This is a genomic window from Epilithonimonas mollis, assembly GCF_900142325.1.
GTDB lineage: Bacteria > Bacteroidota > Bacteroidia > Flavobacteriales > Weeksellaceae > Epilithonimonas > Epilithonimonas mollis.
Genome location: NZ_FRAM01000001.1, coordinates 1,321,719 through 1,347,926, shown reverse-complemented (window position 1 = coordinate 1,347,926; position 26,208 = coordinate 1,321,719). Strand labels below are relative to the sequence as shown.

24 protein-coding genes are annotated in these 26,208 nt (G+C 37.3%); 7 read left to right on the top strand and 17 right to left on the bottom strand.

Features of this window, described 5'->3' with window-relative positions; all coding sequences use genetic code 11:
- Positions 1–171: 171 nt before the first annotated feature.
- Positions 172–2,298, bottom strand: coding sequence for a helix-turn-helix domain-containing protein (locus tag BUA97_RS06025; protein ID WP_072996902.1), 2,127 nt, complete (start codon positions 2,296–2,298; stop codon positions 172–174).
- A 129-nt stretch (positions 2,299–2,427) separates the two neighbouring features.
- The gene (gene ruvC, locus BUA97_RS06020; RefSeq protein WP_072996901.1) at positions 2,428–2,982 is read right to left on the bottom strand and encodes a crossover junction endodeoxyribonuclease RuvC; all 555 of its coding nucleotides are present in this window, start codon (positions 2,980–2,982) and stop codon (positions 2,428–2,430) included.
- A gap of 104 nt (positions 2,983–3,086) precedes the next feature.
- On the opposite strand from ruvC, the gene BUA97_RS06015 reads away from it, so the two are divergent.
- Positions 3,087–5,819 carry a M16 family metallopeptidase gene (locus BUA97_RS06015; RefSeq protein ID WP_072997221.1) on the top strand — a complete coding sequence of 911 codons (2,733 nt, stop codon included), beginning with the start codon at positions 3,087–3,089 and terminating at the stop codon, positions 5,817–5,819.
- Positions 5,820–5,970: 151 nt separating this feature from the next.
- On the opposite strand, the gene BUA97_RS06010 is transcribed toward BUA97_RS06015, so the two are convergent.
- The 4 genes from BUA97_RS06010 to BUA97_RS05995 form a co-directional block, all read right to left on the bottom strand.
- Positions 5,971–6,720: a C13 family peptidase gene (locus tag BUA97_RS06010; RefSeq protein WP_072996900.1), complete on the bottom strand. Its 750-nt coding sequence runs from the start codon at positions 6,718–6,720 to the stop codon at positions 5,971–5,973.
- Between the two features lie 97 nt (positions 6,721–6,817).
- A complete protein-coding gene (locus BUA97_RS06005) occupies positions 6,818–7,198 on the bottom strand; it encodes a VOC family protein (RefSeq protein WP_072996899.1) in 381 nt (126 codons plus the stop codon).
- Positions 7,199–7,210: 12 nt separating this feature from the next.
- Complete coding sequence (hemH, locus tag BUA97_RS06000) at positions 7,211–8,269, bottom strand: ferrochelatase (protein ID WP_072996898.1); 1,059 nt, start codon at positions 8,267–8,269, stop codon at positions 7,211–7,213.
- Between the two features lie 192 nt (positions 8,270–8,461).
- A complete protein-coding gene (locus BUA97_RS05995) occupies positions 8,462–9,340 on the bottom strand; it encodes a NifU family protein (RefSeq protein WP_072996897.1) in 879 nt (292 codons plus the stop codon).
- Between the two features lie 281 nt (positions 9,341–9,621).
- Here BUA97_RS05995 and BUA97_RS05990 point away from each other — a divergent pair, with 281 nt between their 5' ends.
- The 3 genes from BUA97_RS05990 (at position 9,622) to BUA97_RS05980 (ending at position 12,327) form a co-directional block, all read left to right on the top strand.
- Complete coding sequence (locus tag BUA97_RS05990; protein WP_072996896.1) at positions 9,622–10,140, top strand: gamma carbonic anhydrase family protein; 519 nt, start codon at positions 9,622–9,624, stop codon at positions 10,138–10,140.
- A 38-nt stretch (positions 10,141–10,178) separates the two neighbouring features.
- Positions 10,179–11,090, top strand: a complete 912-nt coding sequence (locus BUA97_RS05985) for a YihY/virulence factor BrkB family protein (RefSeq protein ID WP_072996895.1) — start codon at positions 10,179–10,181, stop codon at positions 11,088–11,090.
- Positions 11,091–11,250: 160 nt separating this feature from the next.
- Positions 11,251–12,327, top strand: a complete 1,077-nt coding sequence (locus tag BUA97_RS05980; protein WP_072996894.1) for a DUF4407 domain-containing protein — start codon at positions 11,251–11,253, stop codon at positions 12,325–12,327.
- A 36-nt stretch (positions 12,328–12,363) separates the two neighbouring features.
- Here BUA97_RS05980 and BUA97_RS05975 read toward each other — a convergent pair whose 3' ends face one another.
- Complete coding sequence (locus BUA97_RS05975) at positions 12,364–12,711, bottom strand: hypothetical protein (RefSeq protein ID WP_072996893.1); 348 nt, start codon at positions 12,709–12,711, stop codon at positions 12,364–12,366.
- A gap of 211 nt (positions 12,712–12,922) precedes the next feature.
- Between BUA97_RS05975 and BUA97_RS05970 the strand changes: the two genes are divergently transcribed.
- Both BUA97_RS05970 and BUA97_RS05965 read left to right on the top strand, forming a co-directional pair.
- The gene (locus BUA97_RS05970; protein WP_072996892.1) at positions 12,923–13,828 is read left to right on the top strand and encodes a T9SS type A sorting domain-containing protein; all 906 of its coding nucleotides are present in this window, start codon (positions 12,923–12,925) and stop codon (positions 13,826–13,828) included.
- A 90-nt stretch (positions 13,829–13,918) separates the two neighbouring features.
- Complete coding sequence (locus BUA97_RS05965; protein ID WP_072996891.1) at positions 13,919–14,119, top strand: KTSC domain-containing protein; 201 nt, start codon at positions 13,919–13,921, stop codon at positions 14,117–14,119.
- Here the strand turns inward: BUA97_RS05965 and guaB are convergent, their stop codons facing one another.
- From guaB to BUA97_RS05915, 10 genes are all read right to left on the bottom strand, one after another.
- Entirely contained in the window at positions 14,120–15,580 is a 1,461-nt protein-coding gene (gene guaB, locus BUA97_RS05960) for an IMP dehydrogenase (protein WP_072996890.1), read from the bottom strand.
- Positions 15,581–15,685: 105 nt separating this feature from the next.
- A complete protein-coding gene (locus BUA97_RS05955) occupies positions 15,686–15,883 on the bottom strand; it encodes a hypothetical protein (RefSeq protein WP_072996889.1) in 198 nt (65 codons plus the stop codon).
- A gap of 74 nt (positions 15,884–15,957) precedes the next feature.
- A complete protein-coding gene (locus BUA97_RS05950) occupies positions 15,958–17,565 on the bottom strand; it encodes a BamA/TamA family outer membrane protein (RefSeq protein WP_245795809.1) in 1,608 nt (535 codons plus the stop codon).
- A 156-nt stretch (positions 17,566–17,721) separates the two neighbouring features.
- A complete protein-coding gene (locus BUA97_RS05945) occupies positions 17,722–17,976 on the bottom strand; it encodes a GIY-YIG nuclease family protein (RefSeq protein WP_072996887.1) in 255 nt (84 codons plus the stop codon).
- 150 nt (positions 17,977–18,126) lie between these two features.
- Complete coding sequence (locus BUA97_RS05940) at positions 18,127–18,921, bottom strand: SDR family oxidoreductase (protein ID WP_072996886.1); 795 nt, start codon at positions 18,919–18,921, stop codon at positions 18,127–18,129.
- 86 nt (positions 18,922–19,007) lie between these two features.
- Positions 19,008–19,586: a Uma2 family endonuclease gene (locus BUA97_RS05935; RefSeq protein ID WP_072996885.1), complete on the bottom strand. Its 579-nt coding sequence runs from the start codon at positions 19,584–19,586 to the stop codon at positions 19,008–19,010.
- 81 nt (positions 19,587–19,667) lie between these two features.
- A complete protein-coding gene (locus BUA97_RS05930; protein WP_072996884.1) occupies positions 19,668–20,885 on the bottom strand; it encodes a 3-phosphoshikimate 1-carboxyvinyltransferase in 1,218 nt (405 codons plus the stop codon).
- 249 nt (positions 20,886–21,134) lie between these two features.
- Positions 21,135–21,461 (bottom strand): nucleotide pyrophosphohydrolase, encoded by a 327-nt coding sequence (locus tag BUA97_RS05925; protein ID WP_063970810.1) that lies wholly within the window; start codon positions 21,459–21,461, stop codon positions 21,135–21,137.
- Positions 21,461–22,852: a hypothetical protein gene (locus BUA97_RS05920; RefSeq protein WP_072996883.1), complete on the bottom strand. Its 1,392-nt coding sequence runs from the start codon at positions 22,850–22,852 to the stop codon at positions 21,461–21,463. The genes BUA97_RS05925 and BUA97_RS05920 overlap by 1 nt, the downstream gene beginning before the upstream one ends.
- A gap of 124 nt (positions 22,853–22,976) precedes the next feature.
- Complete coding sequence (locus BUA97_RS05915) at positions 22,977–23,963, bottom strand: T9SS type A sorting domain-containing protein (RefSeq protein WP_072996882.1); 987 nt, start codon at positions 23,961–23,963, stop codon at positions 22,977–22,979.
- 153 nt (positions 23,964–24,116) lie between these two features.
- On the opposite strand from BUA97_RS05915, the gene BUA97_RS05910 reads away from it, so the two are divergent.
- On the top strand, positions 24,117–26,198 hold the full coding sequence (locus BUA97_RS05910) for an alpha-ketoacid dehydrogenase subunit alpha/beta (protein ID WP_072996881.1): 2,082 nt from the start codon (positions 24,117–24,119) through the stop codon (positions 26,196–26,198).
- Positions 26,199–26,208 lie beyond the last annotated feature (10 nt).

The following is a 26,208-nucleotide window of genomic DNA, read 5'->3' as shown; positions in this document are numbered from 1 at the left end:
AACAGAATTTAACGCAAAGGCGGAAAATTAAATCTTATATAAATTTCAAAAGTCGCAAATTAAACTTTGCGACTTGTTTTTTGGAAATCTTTGCCAAGTTTTACGTCTTTGCGAACTTAGAAACATTGAATTGCAATTTAAATCTTTGCGGACTTTGCGTTTAAAACGACTTTACTTCTTCAAATTCAAAAAATAATTCCAGATCAGACGAATCTCGCCATAATCAAAATCCGCAGGCAGCGCCGCTTTCCAATCGTTGATACTATCTTTTGGATTTTCCTTGAAAACCTTTTCAAAAACAGTCACTTTTTCCTTTGGATAGATTCTCAGTAAGTCATTTCTGTCCAGTAGATTCTGCTCGGCATATTTAGAAAGATGTCCGAAAATAGTAGAGTTTACAAGACCTCTTTCTTTCGCAATCTCAGCAACTGTTTTTCCGTTTTGGAACAATTGATAAGTCAGAACGTGAGTCGGTACCTTTTTGATTGTCATTGAAACTTCCACATCTTTTTCTTTGTCAAATAAAGGCGTTTCTAACAGATAAACTTCTTTCAAATCCTTCAGATAATCTTCAATATCATCCAGCCAGATCCGGAAATCTTCATTGAAACCTTTCAGACCTTTCACGCCTTTGGTTTCCGAATAGAAATCCTTGAGTAGCGAAAAAACTTTTTCATTCACGTTGCTAAAAAAGAAATTCACAGCACCTTTTGCCTTATCTTCGATCTCGCTCCACTCTTCTTCTTTGTTTAGGGATTTTTGGGTTTTCTGAACCAATATTCTTTCAAACTTCTGGAAGATATTTACCAGATTTGTGATTTCCGGTTTAAGACCTTGATACAGCTGATTCATTCTCTCTTTCTCAATGAATTTCGCCGTTTTAGCCGAAACATTGAAATTTTCTAAAGCCGAAATAAACCAGGTGCAATCAATCCTTCTGATGACTTTCTGAATGCTGTAATCGTATTTTTCAGAATTGAGAATTTCTTCTATTTTCGCATTGGCGTGCGTCTCATCCTGAAACTTAGAAACCCGTTTGTCACTGAAAATCACTTCAGGCGTAATCTTAGATTTAAGGACAATTCCTTCTAAAGTTCGGCAACGCGAAAGCGCAACATAAACCTGCCCGGAAGCGAAACTTTTTCCTGCATCGATAATCAATCTGTCAAACGTCAAACCTTGACTTTTATGAATTGTAACTGCCCAAGCCAGGCGAATCGGAAACTGTTTGAAACTTCCCAAAACCTCTTCTTTGATGTTTTTTTCATCGTCCAGAGAATATTTTTTCTGTTCCCAGGTTTCCGCTTTCAAAGTGATTTCTTCCTCGCTTCCATCGAGGATCACGGAGATTTCGTCCTCATCAAGATAAGAAATCTGAGCGAGTTTTCCGTTGTAATATTTTTTGTCTGGCGAGGTGTCATTTCTGATGAACATGATCTGCGCGCCAACTTTCAGCTCCAGAACCTCATCATTTGGGTATTGCGTTTCCTTGAAATCTCCTACAACATCGGCTATGTAAGAATGAACTTTTCCACCCAATTCTTTTATTTTTTTCTGGTTGATATCATCCGCCATTTTGTTATGTGAGCATAGATATACATAGGCTTCATCCTTAGTATTAAATTCAGATTGGTATCTTTCGTTTAGTTTATCAAAATCTATATCTTCAATGATGCCGTCTCGGATGGCGTTTAGGATTTCAAGAAAATATTCGTCAGTTTGCCGGTAAACTTTGGTGAGTTCCAGCGTGATGAAATTACTGCCTTCCAAAGCTTTAGCATGAAAGAAAAAGGGTGAAGAATAATACATCGCCAGGACATATTCGTCCCTCACAACCGGTGGCAACTGGTAAAGGTCGCCAATGAACAACATCTGAACACCACCAAATTTCTGCTGATTCCGGCGAACGTGCCTCAGGGCAAAATCCATCATATCCAGAACATCAGCACGTAACATCGACGCTTCATCAATAATGATAATTTCGATTTCACGAAGGAGTTTCAGCTTATCTTTTCTGTATTTGAAATGCGGCATCAGATCCGCAATATTGTTCGCTAGATTTTGGTCGATTCTTTCAGTGGTTGGAAGAAAAGTTCTGAGAGGTAAACCAAACATAGAGTGGATAGTAACGCCACCAGCATTGATTGCTGCAATTCCTGTCGGTGCAACTACAATGTGTTTTTTCTTGGTTTTTTTTACAAAATCGTTGAGAAATGTAGTCTTTCCGGTTCCTGCTTTTCCGGTGAGAAAAATGTTCCGGTTGGTATGTTCTACGATTTCAAAAAGAGAGTCATTCATCGATTCAAAGATAAAGAATCAGGAGAGACGAATCAAGTAAGACGAATCAAGTAAAAAATAAAAGATGTCAAAATAATAGACTTCTTGAGCATCAGCAAGACAAAAAATCCATCAACAAACAACCGACAACTACTTAATCCTGTCCGGATTCTGTTTCAGAAAGCTGTCCCAGCCAGAATAGGATTTATCAGTTGAAATACTTCCGGAATTAAAATGATGACAAACGGCAACCGCCAATCCATCCGAAGCATCCAGATATTTTGTAGGAAATTCTTTTAGTTTCAGAAGGTTTTGAAGCATGCCGGCCACTTGTTCTTTGCTGGCATTTCCGTTGCCGGTGATGGCCATTTTTACTTTTTTTGGAGAATATTCCGTGATCGGGACATCTCTATGGAGACTTGCGGCCATTGCAACACCCTGGGCGCGCCCAAGTTTCAGCATACTCTGGACGTTCTTTCCGAAAAAAGGGGCTTCCAGTGCGGTTTCATCAGGGTGATATTCATCAATCAGGGCCAGGGTTTTATCAAAGATAACTTTGAGTTTAGTTTCGTGATTCTCATATTTTTTCAGGATCAACTCGTGGATGGCAATCATCTCCATTTTATTTCCTTTTACTGAAATAATTCCGAAACCCATCACTGCCGTTCCCGGATCGATGCCTAAAATGACTTTTTCGACTAACATATATGCAAAAATACGTTAAGATTTTCATAAATATTGAAGGGGAAAATATATTTTCAATGAAAGTTATTAAATTTAGAAACCGAAAAATAACTATAAATCAAAGCATGAAGAATCTTTTACTGACTGCGGCAGTCGTTTTCTATGCAGGTTACATAACGCCTGTATTTGCACAAAAAGCCGAAACACCAAAATTTATTAGTAACACTGAAGGAATCAAGGAATATTCCTTAAGTAATGGTATGAAGGTCCTTCTGATGCCTGATCCTTCACAGAGTAATGCAGTTGTCAACATCGTTTACAATGTGGGTTCCAAGCATGAAGGTTATGGCGAAAAAGGAATGGCGCATTTACTGGAGCACATGTTGTTCAAAAGCACCAAAAAACTGGGTGATATCAAGAAAATGTTGTCTGACAAAGGTGGAAATGCCAATGGAACCACTTGGTATGACAGAACCAATTATTACGAAGTTTTCCCTTCGAATGATGAGAATCTGAAATGGTTCTTAGAAATGGAAGCCGACAGAATGATTAATGCCACGATTCTTCAGTCGGATCTGGATAAAGAATTTTCTGTGGTAAGAAACGAATTCGAAATCGGGGAGAACAGTCCGAGTGGCGTATTGATGGAACGTATCGTTTCTGCTGCTTATCTGTGGCATAACTACGGAAACAGCACCATTGGAAGCAAAGAAGATGTAGAAAGAGTAAAAGCAGTGACGCTTAGAAAATTCTATGAAAAATATTATCAGCCGGATAATGCAACTTTGATTGTTGCAGGAAAATTCGATGAGAAAAAAGCGTTGGAATATATTGCGCAATATTTTTCAACCATTGCAAAACCGGCCAGAGTCCTGGATACACCATATACTGTTGAGCCGGCTCAGGACGGTGAACGTTTTGTAGAACTGAAGCGTGCAGGCGACAGCAAAGTTGTAGGAGCACTTTATCACACAGCCCCTTATGCGGATAAAGATTATGCAGCTTTGGATGCATTGCAGGAGATTTTGACGTCTGACCCTTCTGGTTATCTTTACAAAGCGATGATAGACTCTCACAAAGCAGCTTCCGTTTATGCTTATCAGCCGCTGGTGAGAGATGCAAGTTATATGTATTTCGGACTGGATATTCCGGCGGATAAAGATCTGAAAACGACGGAGAATGATTTCCGTGCCGAGCTGGACAAAATCGCAACCATCAAATACACAGAACAGGACGTCGCAAGAGCTAAAGCGAAAATCCTGAAGCAGGTAGAAAATATCAAAAATAACACGATTGGTTATGCTGTAGAACTCACCGAAATCATTGGAGCAGGGAACTATAAATTGGGAATGATTTATCGTGATACTGTTGAGAAACTGACTGCTGCGGATATCCAGAGAGTGGCAGCTAAATATTTCAAAACCAATAACAGGACGGTGGGCGTTTTCATCCCTTCAAAAGACGAAGTGAGAGTAAAAAATGTAGAATATACAGATGACCAGATCGCTACTTTGACCAAAGATTACAAAGGAAAAGCACTGGAAAAAGATGCCGCACCTTTCGAAGCAAGTATCAAAAACCTGAAAGCTAATCTGACGGAAGGAAAACTAAGCAACGGAATGAAATACGGCTTGATCAAAAAAGATATCAAAGGCGGAAAAGTATTGGGAAGCTTCAAATTCCCAGTGAGTAATGCGAAAGATTTGACCGGAAAATCCGATGTTGGTGCCCTTATGGCTCAGGTTCTGAAAACCGGAACCAGATCTCACACCAAAGAACAGATCCAGGATATGCTTGACGAATGGAAATCCAACATCAACTTCGGGTTCAGTGGTCAGACCTTGTTCGTAAATTTCAGCACGTATAAAGACAACCTGCCAAAAGTAATTGCTCTCATCAAAGAAATCCTGACCGAATCTACCTTCCCGGAAGCAGAATTGGTAAAAACTGTGAATGAGTACAACACCTATCTCGAAAGTTCATTGAACGACCCGCAGTCTATCGCTTTCACAGAAATAGAAAAAATAACGGAGAATTACCCTAAAGAAAGTATCTACTACACGGCTTCTACTCAGGAACAGATCGATAACAACAAAAAAGTGAAAAGAGAACAACTGGTAGATTTCTATAAAAAAATCCTAGGCGGTAACAACGGTGTTGGCACAGTGATTGGCGATGTGGACAGCAAAGCGGTTGCAGCATTATTGGAATCGACTTTCGGAACTTGGAATTCCAAGTCTAACTACGAGTACATCAAACCGGAACTGTTCGCCACCAAAAAACAGGACAAAGATTATCTGACGCCGGACAAAGAGAACGCTGCAGCAGTGGGAAAAATCAGTTTTTCTATGGATAGAAAATCTCCGGATTATCCAGCTTTTGTCATCGCCAACGAAATGCTTGGAAGTGGTGGTTTCTTGACTGCAAGAATACCGACCAGACTTCGTGAAAAAGAGGGAATAAGCTATGGCGCAGGCTCTTACGTCAATATTCCTATTGATAACAATGTGGCGTCTTGGGCTTGGTATGCGTTCTTCAACCCGACCAAAAAGGATGCAGTGAACAAAGCTTTGAAAGAAGAAGTAAACAAAGCGGTGAAAGACGGTTTCACAGAAGAGGAATTCAAGTCCAATCTGACCTCTTGGCTCAACTCCAGAAAAACCGGTTTAGGGAATGATAATACTTTGATGAATCTCGTCAATTCTCAGCTTCAATACGGACAATCTTTGGATGAATACGATGCTTTGGAAGCGAAGGTTTCTGCACTGAAAGTCTCTCAGGTGAATGAAGTTCTCAGAAAATATATCAGCGAAGATAAGCTGACTTCTGTATTTGCAGGAGATTTTAATAAGAAATAATTTTAAAGAAATATTATTCCAAAAATAACCCTTTCAGAGTTCCAAACTCTGAAAGGGTTTTATATTAAATACTTTATCAAGTTAGATGCCTGCAATAAAGAATAAATCAATAATAGAATTTTTGTCATTCTGAAAGAATCTAAAGTAATTATTAATTCTTATATGTAAACCTCTCTATGAATTTATCAAAAATGTGTTTAGATTTATCCTCTACTTTTTCTATTTCGGATAAATTTATATTTAAGTTTAAATAACTGTCGAAAAAAGATTTAAGCAAAAATAAACTTCCATTTTTTAGGAACAAATCTAAATTTGGAATTATGTGAAAACTCAAAATAGTTTCCACTTCTTTTATATAAAATTTGGTTTTAGGATTTATTTCAAAAAGATTTATGTAGGCTTCATATATATTTCCAGTTCTTAAAAGATTGTCGTATAAAATCGTATTGTCGTTTAGTATTTCTCTAGGAAGTAGAACATCAGAAGAACTAATAAAACACTTGTAAGGAGAAGTCTTTTTTAATTCCATCGTAAAAGCTACATAACGACCAAAACAAGCTACAATGTTTAGGAATAATTTATTTTTAATCTTAGAGTTAATAGGGATTAATAAATCTGAGAATTCATTCCAATCAATTTCATCATTATTTTTTAATCCTAATACGGACTTGTTTCCGTGAGTTTCTATATGTAATAAAATCGCATCACTTTCTACAGATTGTGTTTCTATTTGTTTTAAAATTTTCTGAAGATCATTTTTACTTTCAAATTTTTCAAAAAATATTTCTATGTCGGAATTATAAAACTTCTTGTATCTATAAATAGTATCATTATATAATTCTTCTCCTGTTTGTATTTCATCAGAGGGAATACTTTCCAACACATATATTTTATTTATCATTATTAATTTTTAAAGTAAATAAAATTATAATTCACAAAAGCAAACTGTCAAAAAACTCAAACAAAAACCCGCTTCAAATACTTGAAACAGGTTAAATTTATTTTTTAATTCTAATGTCAGAAACAATAATCTTATAACGGTCACAATCTTCAAAACAGATTCCGTTTTCTTTCCAATAAGGATTTTTCGGTTGCAAAATGGGAACTTTGTGAGATTCCAGATTGGAAATAATCTTCTGAAATTCTTCCAAAGTCTCAGGATAAAAAACCAGGATATCATCTTCATCAAATTGAGATTTAGGAATGTTGCTGTCTTGAGTGAATTCCAAATGCCAGTTTTCTTTGTCTTTTCCAAGAAAAACACCGTCATAACCGTTGTGGTCTTTGAAATCACCAAGAACTTTAAAATCCAAAACTTTGGTATAAAATCCAATCAACTTCTCCAGATTCTGAGTATGTCTTTCGTATCGGAAAATCATTGGATTTAGAAATTAATGAAAATATAAATCGTTCAGTTTTTCTTCACAAAGCGTTTTCACCACATTCACCCAACTTTGTTCCTCATTCAGACAAGGGATATAATCGAATCTTTCACCTCCACCGTGAAGGAAGATTTCTTTGCCTTCTTCTGAAATTTCTTCAAGAGTTTCCAGACAATCGGACACGAAAGCCGGGCAAACTATTGCCAGTTTTTTGATGCCTTTTTTGCCAAGACCTTCCAAAGTAGCGTCGGTATAAGGTTCCATCCATTTGTCTTTTCCTAATCTAGATTGGAAAGTGACTAATGCCTTCTCTTTCGGAATGCCCAACTTTTCACAAACCAACTCTGTCACTTTATAACACTGGTGTCTATAACAGAATTTATGCGAAGGATTGTCCTCTTTCGAGCAGCAATTATTCATATTGCAAGTCTTGGTAGGGTCGGTTTTGTAAATATGACGCTCCGGAACACCGTGATAAGAAAACTGCAACAAATCAAAATCTGCAGGTAGTTTTTCCCGGATACTTTCTGCCAGAGAATTGATGTAAATTTCGCGGTTGTAAAACGGTTCTACATAATTGATTTTAACATCTGGAAAAAATTTCAGGCGAACTTCTTCTGCTTTTTCAATTACCGTTTCCGTTGTGCTCATCGCATATTGAGGATAAAGAGGGAATAGTGTGATATTGGTAACACCTTGATCTACCAATTCCTGAATGCCTGTTTTGATAGATGGTTCTGCATAACGCATTCCCAAACCAACCGGAACATCTACCAACTTTTGAAGTTCCTTCTGCAGATTTTTTGAAATTACAATCAAAGGAGAACCTTCATCTCTCCAAACCGTTTTGTACGCTTCCGCTGATTTTTTCGGTCTGGTTTTCAGGATGATGCCTTGAACCAAAAGTGCGCGAAAAATCCAGCGATAATCAATGACTTTTTCGTCCATCAAAAATTCATCAAGATAATCTTTTACATCGTTGACATCAGTAGATTTCGGCGAACCTAGATTGACTAGGAGAATTCCTTTTTTGTTGTTGGTTGTCGGTTGTTGATTATTGGTTTCCAATTTTGAAATAATTACGATTTATAAAGTCTTCGACTCCGCTCAGACTGACATTCTTCAAAAACATTTATTTTAAAAATTGTCACACTCAGCATTTCGACTACTCTTAATATAAACTTTGTCAAAGCGTTAATTTAATAATTTTTAATTGATGATTAATCAATCAACCATCAACCAAAAACTATCAACTAAATATTATCCATTCACAGCTTCTACATTTTCTACCAATTCCGGAACGAATTGTTTCAGAATGCTTTGGATGCCGTTTTTCAATGTTGCAGTGGAAGATGGACAACCGCTGCAAGCGCCCTGAAGCAGCATTCTTGCGGTTTTGTTTTCCTGATCGTATTCTATCAGAGAGATTTTTCCGCCATCGTTTTCTACAGCTGGCGCCACATATTCGTTCAGGATGTCGCTGATTTTCTGCTCGTCATTCGTATATTCCCTGTTGATGATTTTCAAGACAGGATTTTCGTGCTGATGAGGTTCCAGATTGGATATCGTTTTTCCGGCCTGAAGAAACTCAGCGATGAAAGAACGAACCTGATTCATAATTTCGTGCCATTGGAACTGGTCATCTTTAGTCACCGCCACGAAATTGTCGCTCACATAGATTTCTTTTACAAAATCAAAAGCGTTGTATAATTCTTTTGCCAAAGGTACTTCATCCGCTTCTTCACGGGTTTTAACTTCTATGAATCCGTCCATTAGCATCTTGCTGGAGATGAACTTCATAACCGCAGGATTCGGTGTCATCTCAGAATAGATCTGATACATCTCTTTTCTTTTTTGAAGATAGATTCTCGGATTTGCCAGCAATTCGTCCTCTATGATGCTTTTCAGGCTTTGTGTAACGTGTTCCCATTCTACTGTATCTTGTTTTGCCACAGCTACGAAATTAGCTGTGATGAAAATCCTGTCCACAAAAGGATAATTGAAGAGTTCCTGCGCCAACGGAATTTCGGAAATGTCAGAATCCCGGTCCAGTTCCAGCGAACCCGGAATCAGATTATAATCTGCGATGAATTTCATCACCTTCGGATTCTGAGTCGGTTCTATAATGATTTCTCTCATTTTAAAGTAATTGAACTACAAAAATATCGTAATTTGGTGGAAGAAAAAAGCCGATAAATCCCAATCTTATGTTAAGTTTTGATTATGAGAAGCTTTGCTGATTTTCGATTTTTTCTATGAGATTGATTTTGGTCAAACTGAATTGAAATTTGATTTAAAAACCCAATCTGCGCCCCGGCCTGAACGGAGCTCTTTTTATTTTTCTAGGGAAATAAAAAAGCGGGAGTGGAGGACGGATAAAGGCGCCCAAGAAATTACAAACAACAATTAATAATTTATAGATGGCAATTATCAGAGAGCTTTTAGGCAAAACACCTCAACTTGGAGAGAATACTTTTGTAGCAGAAACAGCAGTGATCATTGGTGATGTTACGATGGGAAGAGACTGCAGCATTTGGTATAATGCGGTTTTACGGGGCGATGTACATTTTATCAAAATGGGAGATAAAGTGAATGTCCAGGACAATGCGATGATCCATTGCACATATCAGAAAAGTCCGACAATAATTGGAAACTGTGTGTCCATTGGACATAATGCGATTGTGCATGGCTGTACTATAAAAGACAATGTTCTGATAGGGATGGGCGCAATTGTAATGGATGACTGTATCGTGGAAAGTAACTCTATTGTTGCTGCAGGAGCAGTTGTAACAGCAAACACACATATCAAAGAAGGCGAAATCTGGGCTGGTGTTCCGGCGAAAAAAGTGAAGGATGTTTCTCAGAATCTGATTACGGGTGAGATCGACAGGATCGCAAATAATTATGTTAAATACTCAGGCTGGTATAAACAGGAGTAAGTTGGTACAGAGATTGAATTTCCCAAGAAAAATTAAGAATGAAAAAAATCAGCACGCTTTGGGAAATTCTGAAAGAAACCTTCACTGAATGGATGACATCATCCGCAGCAAAAGACAGTGCGAGTATGGCTTACAATGCGATATTCTCTCTGCCGGGTCTGTTGATCATCATTATCTGGGTTGCCGGTCATTTTTTTGGGGAAGAAGCTGTAAACGGTGAAATCCGAAGACAGATCCAGGGGATAATGGGCTATGATGTAGCGAAGAGTATCCAGGATATTGTGGCAAGCGCAGTTATAGACAAGCAAAACTTCTGGATGAAAGCTTTGGGAGTGGGAACTCTGGTTTTTGGTGCCACCAGTTTGTTTTTCCAGATGCAGAATACGCTGAATAATCTTTGGGATGTGGAAGCGGCTCCAAAAAAGGCGTGGCAAAAATTTATCCTTGACCGTGCCAATTCACTTGGGATGATTCTGATTATTGCTTTCCTTCTTTTGATCAGTATGTTATTATCCTCACTTGTTGGTTTAGCAAACGATCTGATAACCAGATATTTTGGTTTTGAAACTTATGTTATAATCCAGACCAGTAATTTTATATTAGGTTTTGGTGTCGTGACGGTTTTATTTGCATTTATGTTCAAGGTTCTCCCTGATGTTGAGATCAGATGGAAATCTGTATGGATAGGTGCAATTGTAACGGCTTTTCTCTTTAATATAGGGAAAATGCTGATGAGTTTTTATTTTGATTTTTCTAAGCCTACATCCATTTTCGGAGCTGCTGGAACTATTATTTTGCTGATGATGTGGATCAATTATTCCTGTCAGCTTGTATTCTTCGGAGCAGAATTTACCAAAATCTACGCTTACAAGAAAGGTCACAAAATTATCCCTTCCAAACATGCAAAATGGAGCAGGGACAATCTATACAGGGATTCAGAACATCAATAGTTCCGGATCAGAATTTATCTTGAGTTTTTCATTAATGTCGTTTATTTTAATAAATCATATTGCCAAAAGTTTTGGTACGGACATCGATAATAGGTTTTACCTAATACTATTTGTAACAAATTAACGTTATCAAAGACAGATATGATGAATTTATAAAAAAATGAAAAATACTAACACACATAAAATGAACTGGTTTCAGCAGTTTCTGATGGTATGTTCGGGTGCGAATATCCATCTGCTGAGAAAGTCTCCGAGTGAATGGAACAAGTTTGCAGGAATCGGCGGAATTGTTTTATTTACAGCAATTTTTGCGACATTGTCTGCGGGATATGCAATGTTCACCGTTTTTGACAGCCTTTGGACTTCCGTAGGTTTCGGTTTGCTTTGGGGCTTGATGATTTTTAATCTGGATCGGTATATTGTGTCTTCAATTAAAAAAACGGGAACCTGGTGGAATCAGATTCTGATGACAATCCCACGTTTGATTCTGGCAACTTTTCTCGGCATCATTATTTCAAAACCTTTAGAACTGAAAATCTTTGAAAAAGAAGTCAACAAGCAACTGAATACAATTATCCAAAGAAATAAAAAACAACTTCAGGCAGAGATGAACGGAAGGATTTTGCAGCAGTCCGGTCCTTTTGATCTGGAAAAGAAACAGATCCAGAATCAGATCAAAAATTATCAGATGGCTTATGATTCGGCTTCCGTGGAATTAGAGAAAGAGATTCTAGGAAAACAATCCGGCTTAACCAGCGGAAAAGTTGGCTACGGGAGCAATGCCAAAAGAAAAGCAGAACTGAAAGAACAGAAACGCGCTGATCTGGAAAATTACCAAAAACAACAACAGGAGCGATTACAATATCTGGATAAAGAAATCTCGAAGGTTTATTCTAATCTTGAAACCGAAAGAAAATCGACAGAAACTTTTGAAGACAGGTTCAACGGGTTTGCAGCAAGGCTGCAGGCGTTGGATGAATTAGGGAAAAATTCGGCAATCATTGCTTTGGCAGCAAGTTTCATTATGGGCTTATTTATTGTCCTGGAAATTTCGCCCGTTTTGATAAAACTAATTTCTTCGGTTGGTCCTTATGATTACCTTTTGGAGAAAACAGAAAATGAATTCAGGTTATATGCCAGAGAAAAAATAAGAAAAGGAAATTCTTTGACAGACTACAGGATTGATGATTTTGAAGATGATCTCAAAATCCAAAAGGAGAAAAAACAGAATCAATAAATTATAAGTGAAAAGCTTCCGGTCTGGAAGCTTTTTTTATTTCAATTCACCAACCACAAATGGCTGATCGGCATTTTCATTATAATCTCTTATGAATCCGATTTCTTTTGATCTGGTAATTTCAGATTTAGAGGCTCCGGAAAATCCATCCCCAAAATCGATACTGAAATCGATATAGCTTAATCTGTTTCTGCTGAATTTAATTTTATTGAAAACCAAAATGATGTTCTTTTCCTTTAGGTTCTTCTGAAGACTCATCAGATCCTGCCTCGTCATTTCTTTATTGAAAACAACAGCTATTACTTTCTTATTAGGAGCAAAAGAAAGTATTCCGAAAACAAAAACAGTTAAAAATAATAGTGGGAAAAGTGTAGTCTTCTTCATTGGTTTAATAACGCTGCAAAATTATAAAATTCTCATCAAACTTAGCACCAAAGTTTTTGTTTTTTAAAAGATTATAGGAATATTTTTAAAATTATTTTTTATTCTTTAAAAATGCTGACTATATAATTTCATATTTAAAATTAAATGAATGTTTGTTTTTATAAGAAGAAACCCTATATTTGAGGTCCTAATTTTTTAAACTTCAATTATTATGAAAAGAATTTTATCTTTTTCTTTAACAGCAGTAATGGCTTTAACTGCTTACTCACAAAACTTGTGGAGTGATACATTCGAAACGTACAGTGTTGGCAACCTGGGAACCCAGGGCGGATGGCAAAGAGATGGCGGTACTAATGCAGTAGCCAAAGTTGCAAATATTGATGTAGCTCATGGAAAGTCTTTCCAGTTTGCAAGTACTGCAAGTAACAATGCTGATGGTGCTTTCATCTACCATGATACAAAATGGTCTTCCAGAACCAGTGAGAACGGAATTTTCGTGGCTGAGTTCGACGTTTATACAGGAAGTACTTTTTCTGAGATTCAGTTTTATGACGTAGATTCTGATTATTTTGCAGTTGCTGACTTATACATGAGTTCAACAAATGGCGTATTTTTAGCAGATCAGTATGATTTTGACAATGAAGATTCCGGGATAGAATTGCCACTGACTGTAACTGCCAATACATGGTATAAGGTTAAATTCACTTATGATGTGATGGGCAGCGGAGAGATGACGGTTACTATAAACGGAACTGAATACGGTCCTTTTGAGAAAGAACCAGGCTGGTTCCCGACAGAAGTTGATTTTGTTGCAAGCGGTGCTAGTACATCAGGTTTTGATAATCTTAAAACAAGCGCAGTTGCAACATTAATGGCTGTGTCCGATGTGGCTGGTAAGTCAAAATTGTCTGTGTATCCGAACCCAGCAACCGATGTTATCAATGTGAAATCCGAAAGCAAAATTGCTCAGGTTTCTATCTATGATATCTCAGGTAAGGCTGTTAAAACTACTACAGAAACTACTGTTAATGTAGAAAATCTTGCAAAGGGTTCTTATGTTGTAAGCATCAAATATGCTGACGGAACTACAGAAAGCAAAAAAGTAATTAAGAAATAATATTTCTCAATGTTAATCAATCAAAGGCTGCAATTTTTTGCAGCCTTTTTTATTTTTCTCTGAGGGAATATTTTTTGCAATTCCAAGATTATGCCTTCATCAGTGGTCAACAGTTACATGTATCTGGAAGATAAAAAAATACTCCGAATTGTTTATCAATCCGGAGCAGTCTATGATTATCTGAATGTTTCTCAGAAAATTTTTGATGAATTCAAATCTGCTTTCTCAAAAGGAATATTTCTTAATAAAGTCATTAAACCGAAATTCAGTTTCAAAAAAATAAGCGATTAATTACAAAGAATAATTCGGCGCTTCCTGAGTAATGATCACATCGTGCGGATGAGATTCTTTCAATCCGCTTCCTGTAATCATCACCAGTTTAGAATCTTTTTGTAAAGCTTCAATGTCTTTTGCACCACAATAGCCCATTCCGGCACGCAAACCACCAGTCAGTTGGAAAATCACATCTTCCAGTTTTCCTTTATGCGGAACTCTACCTTCGATGCCTTCTGGTACAAATTTCTTAGCTTCACTCTGGAAATAACGCTCTTTCCCGCCACGTTTCATTGCAGAAAGAGAACCCATCCCCTGATAAGATTTGAATTTTCTGCCCTGGAAAATAATCTCTTCTCCCGGAGCTTCATCTGTTCCGGCTAAAAGTGAGCCTAACATTACTGCACCAGCACCACTCGCAATCGCTTTTACAATATCGCCAGATAATTTGATTCCGCCATCTGCGATAACCGCAACGTTTTTCTTTTTAGCAAATTCATAAACATTGTAGATTGCGGAAAGTTGCGGAACACCAACTCCAGCAACAACTCTGGTTGTACAGATAGAACCAGGTCCAACACCAACTTTCAAAACGTTGGCACCAGCTTTTATTAAATCTTTGGCTGCATCTGCTGTTACGATATTCCCTCCAACGATATCCAAGTCCGGGAACGTTTTTCTGATTTCTGAGATTTTATCCAAAACACCTTTTGAATGGCCGTGAGCAGAATCGATGGCAACAATGTCAACGCCGGCTTTTACCAATGCTGTGATTCTTTCGATCGTATCTTCGCCAACGCCAACGCCCGCACCAACAATCAGTCTGCCGTTTTGGTCTTTGTTCGCATTGGGGTATTCTAATTGATTGTCGATGTCTTTAATAGTAATCAACCCGACCAGTTTATTTTTCTTATCAACGATGGGAAGTTTTTCGATCCTGTTTTTAAGCAAGATTTCTTTTGCTTTTTCGAGGTTCGTATTCTTATCAGAAGTGATGAGGTTTTCTTTGGTCATAATTTCCTCCACTTTCACATTAAGATTTTCCTGATATTTCACATCACGATTGGTGATGATGCCGATAAGGTAATTGTTTTTATCTACGACGGGAAGTCCGGAGATTTTATAGTTGGCCATCAGCGCCTTCGCTTCTGCCAGCGTATGGTCTTTTGACAAAGTCACCGGGTCGGAAATCATACCGTTTTCGGAACGTTTCACACTATTGACCTGCGCAGCCTGCTCAGCAATCGTCATGTTTTTGTGGATGAAGCCCAAGCCGCCAACTCTCGCTAAAGCAATCGCCAAATCAGCTTCTGTAACTGTATCCATAGCTGCGGAAACGATTGGAACATTAAGCGAAATTTTGTCTGTAAGTCTTGATTTTAGGGAAACCTGATTAGGTAAAACTTCTGAATAAGAAGGAACTAGAAGCACGTCATCGAAAGTGATGGCTGTCTCTACAATTTTGTTATGAATAGACATCTTTACTTTCTTTGCAAAATTAAGTTATTTTTATGGAATCTGAAAATAGATGTTTTTATTTGAACTAAAGTTAATATTATAATGTCAACAAGTTTTCAGGATATTCTAATTTTTATAACCCAGGTTGGTATCAGAAAAGTAATGTCCATCGTCAGATAAGGCGATTTTATAGTTAGAAGACTGTGCGTTACCGTCCGCTTTTCTGTTGATGGTTTCCGAAAACACGATGATGAATTCCGAAGCTTTATTGATGACCTCCGAAGACTCTGTGATGCAGTCCGAAGACTCCGTGACGGCATACAACGCCCATCAAATGGACAAATTGGGATTTTTAACAATGTTGCGAATTTAGAGTCATTCAGATCATCTTTTGATGGTCAAAACCGGCTCAATATTCCCCAATGGATTTTGATTTCGTTGAATTTAAACGGATTTCCAAACTCATTTCCGTTGGAGATCTGGAAACTCATCAAGCCGACGGGAAGGAAAAAGTTGAAACCAAGACCTAAGCTGTAGAGTTTTGGCGTGATTCCGAGAGCCTTGTTGGACATTTGTCCGTATTGTGCAAACAGATCGAAAAAGGCCTGGTCGTTCACGAGATAGCGGTATTCAGCGCCGGCATAGGCGTAAAAATCGCTGACAAGACTCTGCTCATTGAAACCCCGAAGCGAGTTCCAGCCGCCAAACCGAAAGAGTTCGTTCGTGGATAATTCGTTTTTAGAACTGAGCAGAGCGGATTCTCCCTTGATGTTTAGGAAATGATTTCCGGATAGATTAAAGTTGTGTTCCGCAAAAAGAAAATACCGGATTTGGTCGAGTTTTTCCTGAGTGTCGTCGTAAGTTGTTTTCAGAAAATCGGCTTCCAGACGGATGTTGCTTTTGTTGATGAACAGCGGAATGTCGCTCCCTTCCTGGTATTGATAATAAATTCCAATTCCTTTTTTGCTGTAATCGCGACCACTCGTGTACAACGAATCTAAAATTGCAGACGACTCGAAAGTTCCTTTGAGACCGAGTTTCTGTTTCGGCGAAAGATGATAATAAATGGCAGGCATAAATTTGACATTCGCAAATGTGGAATCCTGGCGGAAAATATTGACATTAACATTCAAACCTACGTTGCTCCCAAACGTGTACGGAATGTCCGTCTGCATATCGAAAGTCTGACCTTTGTCGGGATTTCGTTGCCAGTAAATGCCGATGCTTTCAAAGCTGTTGAACATATTTTTCATCTGGACATTCAGCGTTCCATTGACTGTGAATTTCTCAGTTTTATCATTTCCAAAGCCAATCATTCCGTCAAAAGTGTTGGTTTTTCTTTTTTGAGTGAAGAGAAAAACCTGCGTAGAATCTTTGGTAAATAAAGTCTGAGGCGGTTTTTCCAGTGACACGAACTGATGATTTTGCAAAGACTGATTCATAGAAACCAAATTCTTGTCATCATAGCTTTTGCCAAGATATTGCTTATTGAGGTTCTTAACGAATTGTTTTGGTAAACGCGTGTAACCTTTGAAAACAATACCGTCAATTTTCCTTTGCGAAGCCGGAACGACCGAGATTTTGACCGACGGAATTCCGTTTTCCATTTTCTGGAATTTGGTTTTCACACGGTTAAAAGCGAAACCTTTATCACGGTATTTTTGATTGATATTTTTCTTGAGTGAATCTAAGTTTTTGGTGTAAATCTCGTTCTTCTGAAACTTCAAATCGTTAACTAAAGAATCAGAAAATTTCACATTAGCTTTGTTGAAATTTGGACCTTTATCATAATAGATTTCTGTCCGATTTTCGATTTGTTTAACATCTTTCAGTTCTGTGAAGAAGTAAGAGTTTTCTGCCAAAGAATCCAGAAATTTAACTGCTTTAGCCGAATCAGAAACAATTTTTTTTACATTCGTTTCTTTGTCGATGAGCCAGAATTCTTTTTTCTGCGCAAAGGATAATGTGCTCAGAAGTAATAAGATTATATAGAAAAACTTTTTCAATTTTCGGTTTATATCTTTGAACGCTTCGACACCGCTCAGCGTGACATCTTTATTAAACGATTTGTTTTAGACAGTGTCAGGCTGAGCGGAGTCAAAGCCTTTTACAAGATTACTAGAATGACTATTATTTTGACAAATAGAAAGTTCTTTCAATTTCTACCAATTCTTATTGATAATAGCTTCTTTTTTCTTTCTACTCCAACCTTTTACTTGTTTTTCGAAAGCAATTGCTTGTTCAATTTCATTAAATTCATTGTAAAAAACCAATTGAGTTGGTCTTCTGCTATGCGTGTAACTTTCAGGGTAATGTCCTGATTGATGTTTAATAAGTCGAGACTCCAAATCGCTTGTAACTCCTGTATAGTAGGAGTTATCACAACATCTTAATATGTAAGCAAAATATTGTTTCATCTTGTGGGAAGCACTTCGACTCCGCTCAGTGTGACATCGCTAATACTAATTGTTTTCATTTCAAAGATGTCAGTAACACCAAAGTTCATTTTAAACGGTGTCAGTCTGAGCGGAGTCGAAGACCTTAATACTTTATAACTAAAACCGAAATCAATCCATTTTATTATACTTCTTCATCAGATTTTCGTAGGTATTCTGAGGAAGAATCCATTTCAAAGGAACGCCAATTTTTTGACCGAACTTCCCAAAATAATAATGTGCTTTCCATTTTGACTTTCCTAAAAGCTGGTCAACGTAAACTGCAACATCCAAAGGTTCTGTTCCGTCGCCAACGTGAGAATTCATCAAAGCATAAACTTTATCAAAGACATTTTTGTAAGGTTCGGAGACTTTTGTTCTGACACGGTTTTCTGCAATATTGGTTTTGATATCACCCAGATGAAGCGAGCAAACGTGGATGTTCCAGGGGTAAACCTCGTAGCGCATTGCTTCCGTCACTTTGTCCAAAGCTGATTTGGATGCGGAATAAAATCCCCGGAACGGCAATCCCATCTCAGAACCGATGCTGGAAACATTGATGATTTTCCCCGATTTCTGCTCACGCATTTTTGGAAGAACAGCTGTCATCATCTGAACAGAACCAATCAAATTAAGATTGAACAACTTTGAAATATCGTCTTTCGTAGAATCTTCCACGGCGCCAACCATTCCCATTCCCGCATTATTAATCAGAACATCGATTCTGGTTTCTGTTTTCAGGATTTCAGAAATCGCACTGTCGATTTGTTCTTTTTCGGTTATATCTGTCGGAATCGAAACAAAATAATCAGAGCTTACGGCTTTTCTGCTCAAACCGTAAACTTTGTTGCCTTTCTTTCCGAAATATTCTGCCAGCGCAAATCCGATTCCGGATGATGTGCCTGTGATGATGATAGTTTTGCTCAATGTTTAGTTTTTTAATTAAAAGTTTTTCTACAAAATAAAACTTTGCCAATTTTGGCAAAGTTAAATGATTCAAAATATTATTATCACTAAAATTCATACAAATTCTCCGTAGAAAATTTTAAGTCTGGGAATTTAATGGACTGAAGTATTTCTCCGTCTGCAACTGGTTTACGGCTGATATATTCTCCATTTTCTAAACTATAAATCAGAATAAATTTTTCGCTTGAATCTACCACCCAGTATTCCGAAACGCCATATTCTTCATACAAACTAAATTTCAGATTCATTTCTTTTTTAGAATTTCCAGGAGAAAGGATTTCAACCACCAAATCTGGTGCACCAAGGCAACCTTTGTCGTCAATTTTTGTGCGGTCACAAATCACACACAAATCAGGTTGAACAACAGTGAGGATTTCCCCAGTTTTGTTGGGTAGACGTACATCAAAAGGTGCGTAAAATAGTTCGCAAGGCTTATTTTCAAAAAACGGATAAAGTTTTTGATTGATTTTTTGTGAAATTCTCTGATGAATCGGAGCCGGAGCAGGACTCATTTTTAGGATTTTACCTTTGATGAGTTCAACCCTTTCTTTGAATCTCCACATCAGATAATCCGCAAAAGTGTAAGTTTTATTAAGGTCCAATTGATCGATATTTGTGATTTCCATAATGCTGCTTTTTTAAATTAACTGCTTATTAATAACAAAGATAAGTAATTTAAAATCTCAAAATTGAGACAAATTTCTTAGTTATTGATTGGTTACCTCAGCAAAATCCTCCCAAAACTCAGGATAAGATTTCTCCACAACATCTTCTTTTTCGATATTCAATTCCTTAACCAAAGCAAACGGCGCAAAAGCCATCGCCATTCTGTGGTCGTTGTAGGTCGCAATAGAAATATTTTCTTCGGGTTCAATAAACTCGCAGGATTCAATTTTATCAACCGTGATATGAGTTTTTGCTCCGATTTTCAATAACTCATTCTGAAGCGCAACCAATCTGTCGGTTTCTTTTACTTTCAATGTGTGAAGTCCTGTGATGACAAACGGAATTTTCAATGCTGTTGCCGTTACACAAAGCGTTTGCGCAATGTCCGGACAATCGTTCATATCGAGCGTTATCAATTCCGGATATTCGAAAGCAGGCTCCGGCAAAAGTGAAATCGAGTTTTCTGCATAATCCGAAACCGTGTTTATGCCGAAATATTTCAAGTAGATTTCCTTAATCACGCTGTCGCCTTGCAGAGACAACGTGTGATAACTTTTCAAAGTGATTGATTTTCTGCCGATGGCGCACAAAGAATAAAAGTAAGACGCTGATGACCAGTCACTTTCTACTTCGTAATGTTCTGTTCTGATGTGGTTTTTATGCGAAACGATTTCGATTCTGTTTTCGGCAAAATGAGATCTGATTCCGATTTCGTTCAAAATTTTCAAAGTCATTTCAAGGTAAGGTCTTGAGGTGATTTCGCCTTCCAATTCCAAAGTCAAACCGTTTTCCAATTTTCCTCCGATTAAAATTAATGAAGTTAGAAACTGGCTGGAAACATTGGCTGAGATTTTAACCAAATTTTTTTCCAACTTCTTTCCGATGATTTGCAACGGTGGAAAACCTTCTTTTTCAAGATAAGTAATATCTGCACCAAGTGACTGGAGCGCATCTACCAAAGGTTTTATTGGACGGTTTTTCATTCTGTCGGAGCCTGTCAAAATGGTTTTTCTGCCTTCAAAAATGGAATAATAGGAAGCCAGAAAACGCATCGCAGTTCCAGCGTGGTGGATGTCAATGCTTTCAGAGTCGGATTCCAAAGCTTTTTTGAGCAAAGTTGTGTCCTGAGAATTGGAAAGATTGAGCATATCAATGTTCCCAAACAATTTCCCTAAAATCAAAAGACGGTTCGAAATACTTTTCGAACCGGTGATTTTAATATTTTTTCCGTCTATAAGTTCAGACTTTTTTATAATCATAATTTTGTGTGATGTGAAAAGTAAGATGTAAGCGGTCAGTAAAAAAATTATTCATTGTTCGTTTATTAACCTAAAGCTTCGACAAGCTCAGCTTGACATTGCTAGAAATCAAGCGTTTAGTATTAGAGATGTCACACTGAGCTTGTCGAAGTGTCTGTTGTAACTAATTGATTTTTATATCAATGCATAGTAATAGGTTGTTTAACGGATATTAAAAAAAACTTCTGACTTCTAACATTTTACTTCTCACTATTTTAATTTTTCATTATTCTGATGTCGTTCTTTGTCTCTATCAGTCTTGACTTTCATTTTTTTATCGAAGGCGGATTGCAAGTCTGTTCCGGTTTGATTGGCTAAGCAAAGCGTTACAAAAAGTACATCGGCCAATTCTTCGCCCAAATCTTTGGATTTATCGGATTCTTTTTCAGATTGTTCTCCGTATCTTCTGGCGATGATTCTGGCCACTTCGCCCACTTCCTCGGTCAGCATTGCCATATTCGTCAGCTCATTGAAATAGCGGACGCCAATGGTTTTTATCCATTCATCAACCTGATTTTGAAGTGTTGTAATTTCCATTACTGATAAGCTCCTAAAGTTGCAGGATAAGTTCTCGTTTTTCCAGCAATATCTGTAGCTGTAACGTTGGTGTTGAGATTAGTTCCTTTTTTTAATGCAGGCGAACCTTCTTTGATTCTCAGATTCATTTTCTGGGTAAAATAATTCTGGAATTTAGGATCTTCATTTCTGATGTTCGAATTATCAGGATTTAAGCCAGAATTGGAAGTGAATTTTAATAACGAATTTTTAAATGTAGCATTGAAATTACCGCTAGTTCCAACTTTAGTAAAAGTAATCATATCAGGAACATCTCCGTAAATGATCGAATTATTAACATTAAGAGTAGGGTCTGCTACTTCTATTTCACCTTTTTCATTTTCCCAGCCATTGGTTGCGTAAATCCCTACAGCTGACATAGAAGGATTAAGGTTCCAATAATTGGCAAGCGTACAGTAATTAAGATTGTAAGTTCCGCCGCTTGCAATTGCAAGATCAGCTTCGCCGCAATTATTCATGACCACATTGTTTGCCGTAAATTGCGTAGAATGGATCGCATAAATGCCAACATTCTGAAAGGTATGGAAAATAGAATTGTTGATGGTTGCATCATTCTTTTTTAGCTGTAATCCGACATTACCGCCAAAAACCCTGGCATAATTCATTTTCAGAAGTGAGCCTTCTTCCATTTTGATGCCGTTCCAGTTGGCAGGCAGTGTGTCGTATTTGGTATCGCTTCTGTCGCCTCGGAAAATCACTTCTTCGCCCAAAGCACCTTTAACATCAAGACTTGAATTTTTTGCGAAATTCATTCCACTGTTTTTCCGGAAATAGACTTTCGTACCTTTTTCCATTGTCAAGGTCTTCCCTTCGGCAACCGTCAAATCTCCGAAAATGATTTTAGCTTTATTATTGGTCCAGGTTGTATTTTCAGAAATAATATTAGGATTTGTATCGGTTTTGATGAAATATTCTGCATCCTGAACAACGGAGAATAAGGTTACCTTTTGTTCACCAGCGGGAGTTTTGAAAATAACTTTATCTTCAGCAATTGCTTCCGGAACTGTAGCTGTCGGAGCAATTTCTACAAAAACATATAAACTGTCTTTTTTTCTCAATGCGACTTTTTCGAAATGGGTGCCGACTTTCCCATCCACATTGATTTTGTAAAGAGAATTAGCACCACCTTCCAGTTTTATTTCCGGGATCAGAATATCCTTATCTTCATTATTGTAAACCTTCACGGCATAAGTTTCCGAACGCATTTGGTTGTAAACGGTGTCGCAAAAAACGGTGTCGGTAGAGAAACGCAGCAATTGACTTGGCGAATCAAAAGAAATATCATCACGGTTGCAACCTGCCAAAAGCAAAAGTGTCCAAAATGCAATTCCAAAAAGTATTTTAATTTTCATTTATCTTGTTTAATGTTCAAAACTACAAAATTTAAATTTTTATTTTGTGAAGTGGAAGATATTTTAATCATAAATAAAAAATCCTTTCAACATATGAAAGGATCAGGTATGCAAAAAATCAATATTATTCTTTTATAAATTTTTTAGTGATCAATTCACCAGATTTAGAAACCGCAGTAATAATGTAGGTTCCTTTCATCAATTTTGAAACATTAATGGATTTTTCGGAATTAGGAATTTGCTTGATGACTTTTCCTGAAAGGTCTGTTATTTTAATATTTGAAACTTCATCTGAAAAATTGATGAAATCTTTTGCAGGATTCGGATAAAGTCTAATTTGTTTCTTTTCTGTTTCTGTTGCGGATAATATGCAATTTGTGCTGTAACTGGCTATGGCATCTTTAGTCCACAAATGTGAAGGTTGTGAATTAGCATAATTGACATCATCAACTTGTACACAAATTAGATTTGGATTTTCAACAATATAGATAGAGCCTAATTTTGTGTTATTTCCATTTTTTAAGTTTAAACTTGTTAACAAAGGGTTAGTATTACAATATAGCCAAGTGAGGTTGGTGTTTTTGCTAAGGTCTAAGGTTATAAATTGATTTCTCCCACAAGATAGACTGTTTAACGAAATATTTTCGCTTAAATCCAAACTGCTAAATTGATTGCCTTCACAGTACAAACTTTCAAGTTCGATATTTTTAGAAATATCTAAGTTTGTGAGTTTGTTTCCAGCACACCATAAAATAGAAAGTTGTAAATTCTTACTAACATCAAGGGTTGTAAGTTGATTTAGAAAACAATACAGAGCTTTTAATTTAGAATTTTTACTGACATCAAGATTGGAAATATTATTCCATCCACATTTCAACGTTGTTAAGTTTACAAAAAATTCTATTCCGGTCATATCATTTATTCCTAGATTATAAACGTCTATAGTTCCTGTAAATGCCGCAGCCTCGCTAACTTGAATTTGACTATCATAATCCGTATTGATTTCTGGATTGGAAAGCAGATACGCTTTAAAATTGACGTCAGGAATATTTACAATTTGAGCTTTTGCCAAACCTATCATTAGCATAAAAAGGATAAGACTCTTTTTCATAAAATGGTTATTTATTTTTTACAAAGATAATTATTTCCTGCATGTAAAAAACTAACTAACATTTGTTAGTTTCATAAAAAAGTGTATTTTTGAATCAATCACATTCAATCTACCCAAACTGAGAATAATGGATTGAATGTCAAATGTTTAAATATGCAAATCACTGAAAAACATTTTTTAAACAAAGAAATTAGCCTGACTGATTTACTGAAATCTGCTTATCGTTTGATGTTTACGGCCAAAACGATGAGCGATTTGTTCGAACAGGAAAAAAAGATCACTTCCAAGTACGTTCACGCTACTTCCCGTGGACACGAAGCAATTCAGCTCGCTTTGGGAATGCAGTTGTTGCCACAGGATTTCGTGAGTCCTTATTATAGAGACGACTCGATTTTGTTGGGCGTTGGATTGACACCTTATGAATTGATGCTTCAGCTTTTAGCCAAAAAAGATGACCCATTTTCCGGCGGAAGAACCTATTATTCTCATCCAAGTTTGCGAAGAGATGATTTCCCGAAAATGATTCACCAAAGCTCCGGAACAGGAATGCAGGCTATTCCAACAACGGGAATTGCAATGGGAATGAAATATAAAGAAGAAACAGGAATTGCTGAAAATCTTGACGAAAAACCAATTGCAGTATGCTCGCTCGGCGATGCAAGCTGTACTGAAGGCGAAGTTTCCGAAGCATTCCAGATGGCTGCGCTCAAACAATTGCCAATTTTATATCTGGTTCAGGATAATGAGTGGGATATTTCTGCCAACGCCAAAGAAATCCGAGCACAGGATATTACAGAATATATGCGAGGTTTCAACGGCATCGAAACCAGAACAATTGACGGAACAGATTTTATCAAATCTTACGAGGCCGTAAAAGAATGCATCAAAATCATCCGTGAAGAAAGACGACCAATGTTGATTCACGCTAAAGTTCCTTTATTAAATCATCATACTTCTGGCGTTAGAAAAGAATGGTATCGGGATGATTTGGAAGAATGTGCGAAGAATGATCCATTAATCAAATTAAGAAACAAACTTTCAGAATTTAGCATAGAAGATTCTGAAATTGAATGGATTGAAAAGGAAGTTCAGGAATCAGTTAGAACTGATTTTGAAAATGCTGTTCTAGCAGAAGACCCAAAACCGGAAGATACATACAAACACGATTTTGCACCAACACCTATAACCGAAGAAAAAGGAGAACGTTCTCCAAGCGGAAAAATCCCAACGGTGATGGTAGATTGTGCTTTGTTCGCCATTAGAGAATTAATGCAAAAACATCCGGAAGCCTTATTGTACGGTCAAGATGTCGGCTTGAGATTAGGTGGCGTTTTCCGTGAAGCGATTACTTTGGCCGCACAATTTGGAGAGAAGCGTGTTTTCAACACACCAATTCAGGAAGCTTTTATTGTCGGTTCAACCGTCGGAATGAGCGCCGTTGGTTTGAAACCGATTGTCGAAGTTCAGTTCGCAGATTACATTTGGCCAGGTTTGAACCAGTTGTTTACTGAAGTTTCCAGAAGCTATTATTTGTCTAATGGAAAATGGCCGGTTTCAATGATTCTCCGCGTTCCGATTGGCGCTTACGGAAGTGGCGGGCCATATCATTCAAGTTCTGTAGAAAGTGTTTTGTGCAATATTAAAGGCATCAAAATCGCCTATCCATCAACAGGCGCAGATTTGAAAGGTTTGATGAAAGCCGCTTTCTACGACCCAAATCCTGTGGTAATGCTGGAACACAAAGGTCTTTATTGGTCAAAAATAGAAGGTACAGAAAATGCAAAAACGATTGAGCCAGACGAAGATTACGTTATTCCATTTGGGAAAGCAAGAGAAGTTTTGCTTTGCGATAATCAAAATAATAAACCAACTTTAACAATCATTACTTACGGAATGGGCGTTTATTGGGCTTCGAATGCAGCGAAACAGTTTGATAATCAAATCGAAATTATTGATTTGAGAACACTCGCGCCTTTGGACGAAAACCGGGTTTTCGAAAGTGTGAAAAAGCATAACCGTTGCATCGTTTTGACAGAAGAACCTGTGAATAACAGTTTTGCTCAAAGTCTGGCAGCCAGAATCAATGAAAACTGTTTCAGACAATTGGATGCGCCGGTAAAAGTAGTAGGCGCAAAAAATCTTCCTGCAATTCCTATCAATTCTGAATTGGAGAAAGAAATGCTGCCAAACACAGAAAAATTAATTAAAGAAATAGAACAAGTATTGAAGTATTAAGCTCCGCAGG

What these genes read in the sequence shown, in the direction of transcription:
- BUA97_RS05920 (WP_072996883.1), bottom strand. Translation starts at nt 22,852, where the DNA reads ATGAAAATTAAAATACTTTTTGGAATTGCATTTTGGACACTTTTGCTT.
- BUA97_RS05970 (WP_072996892.1), top strand. Translation starts at nt 12,923, where the DNA reads ATGAAAAGAATTTTATCTTTTTCTTTAACAGCAGTAATGGCTTTAACT.
- guaB (WP_072996890.1), bottom strand. Translation starts at nt 15,580, where the DNA reads ATGTCTATTCATAACAAAATTGTAGAGACAGCCATCACTTTCGATGAC.
- BUA97_RS05995 (WP_072996897.1), bottom strand. Translation starts at nt 9,340, where the DNA reads ATGAGAGAAATCATTATAGAACCGACTCAGAATCCGAAGGTGATGAAA.
- BUA97_RS05930 (WP_072996884.1), bottom strand. Translation starts at nt 20,885, where the DNA reads ATGATTATAAAAAAGTCTGAACTTATAGACGGAAAAAATATTAAAATC.
- ruvC (WP_072996901.1), bottom strand. Translation starts at nt 2,982, where the DNA reads ATGTTAGTCGAAAAAGTCATTTTAGGCATCGATCCGGGAACGGCAGTG.
- BUA97_RS05975 (WP_072996893.1), bottom strand. Translation starts at nt 12,711, where the DNA reads ATGAAGAAGACTACACTTTTCCCACTATTATTTTTAACTGTTTTTGTT.
- BUA97_RS05925 (WP_063970810.1), bottom strand. Translation starts at nt 21,461, where the DNA reads ATGGAAATTACAACACTTCAAAATCAGGTTGATGAATGGATAAAAACC.
- BUA97_RS05915 (WP_072996882.1), bottom strand. Translation starts at nt 23,963, where the DNA reads ATGAAAAAGAGTCTTATCCTTTTTATGCTAATGATAGGTTTGGCAAAA.
- BUA97_RS05985 (WP_072996895.1), top strand. Translation starts at nt 10,179, where the DNA reads ATGAAAAAAATCAGCACGCTTTGGGAAATTCTGAAAGAAACCTTCACT.
- BUA97_RS05980 (WP_072996894.1), top strand. Translation starts at nt 11,251, where the DNA reads ATGAAAAATACTAACACACATAAAATGAACTGGTTTCAGCAGTTTCTG.
- BUA97_RS06025 (WP_072996902.1), bottom strand. Translation starts at nt 2,298, where the DNA reads ATGAATGACTCTCTTTTTGAAATCGTAGAACATACCAACCGGAACATT.
- BUA97_RS06015 (WP_072997221.1), top strand. Translation starts at nt 3,087, where the DNA reads ATGAAGAATCTTTTACTGACTGCGGCAGTCGTTTTCTATGCAGGTTAC.
- BUA97_RS05965 (WP_072996891.1), top strand. Translation starts at nt 13,919, where the DNA reads ATGCCTTCATCAGTGGTCAACAGTTACATGTATCTGGAAGATAAAAAA.
- BUA97_RS05990 (WP_072996896.1), top strand. Translation starts at nt 9,622, where the DNA reads ATGGCAATTATCAGAGAGCTTTTAGGCAAAACACCTCAACTTGGAGAG.
- BUA97_RS05945 (WP_072996887.1), bottom strand. Translation starts at nt 17,976, where the DNA reads ATGAAACAATATTTTGCTTACATATTAAGATGTTGTGATAACTCCTAC.
- BUA97_RS05910 (WP_072996881.1), top strand. Translation starts at nt 24,117, where the DNA reads ATGCAAATCACTGAAAAACATTTTTTAAACAAAGAAATTAGCCTGACT.
- BUA97_RS06005 (WP_072996899.1), bottom strand. Translation starts at nt 7,198, where the DNA reads ATGATTTTCCGATACGAAAGACATACTCAGAATCTGGAGAAGTTGATT.
- BUA97_RS05935 (WP_072996885.1), bottom strand. Translation starts at nt 19,586, where the DNA reads ATGGAAATCACAAATATCGATCAATTGGACCTTAATAAAACTTACACT.
- BUA97_RS06010 (WP_072996900.1), bottom strand. Translation starts at nt 6,720, where the DNA reads ATGATAAATAAAATATATGTGTTGGAAAGTATTCCCTCTGATGAAATA.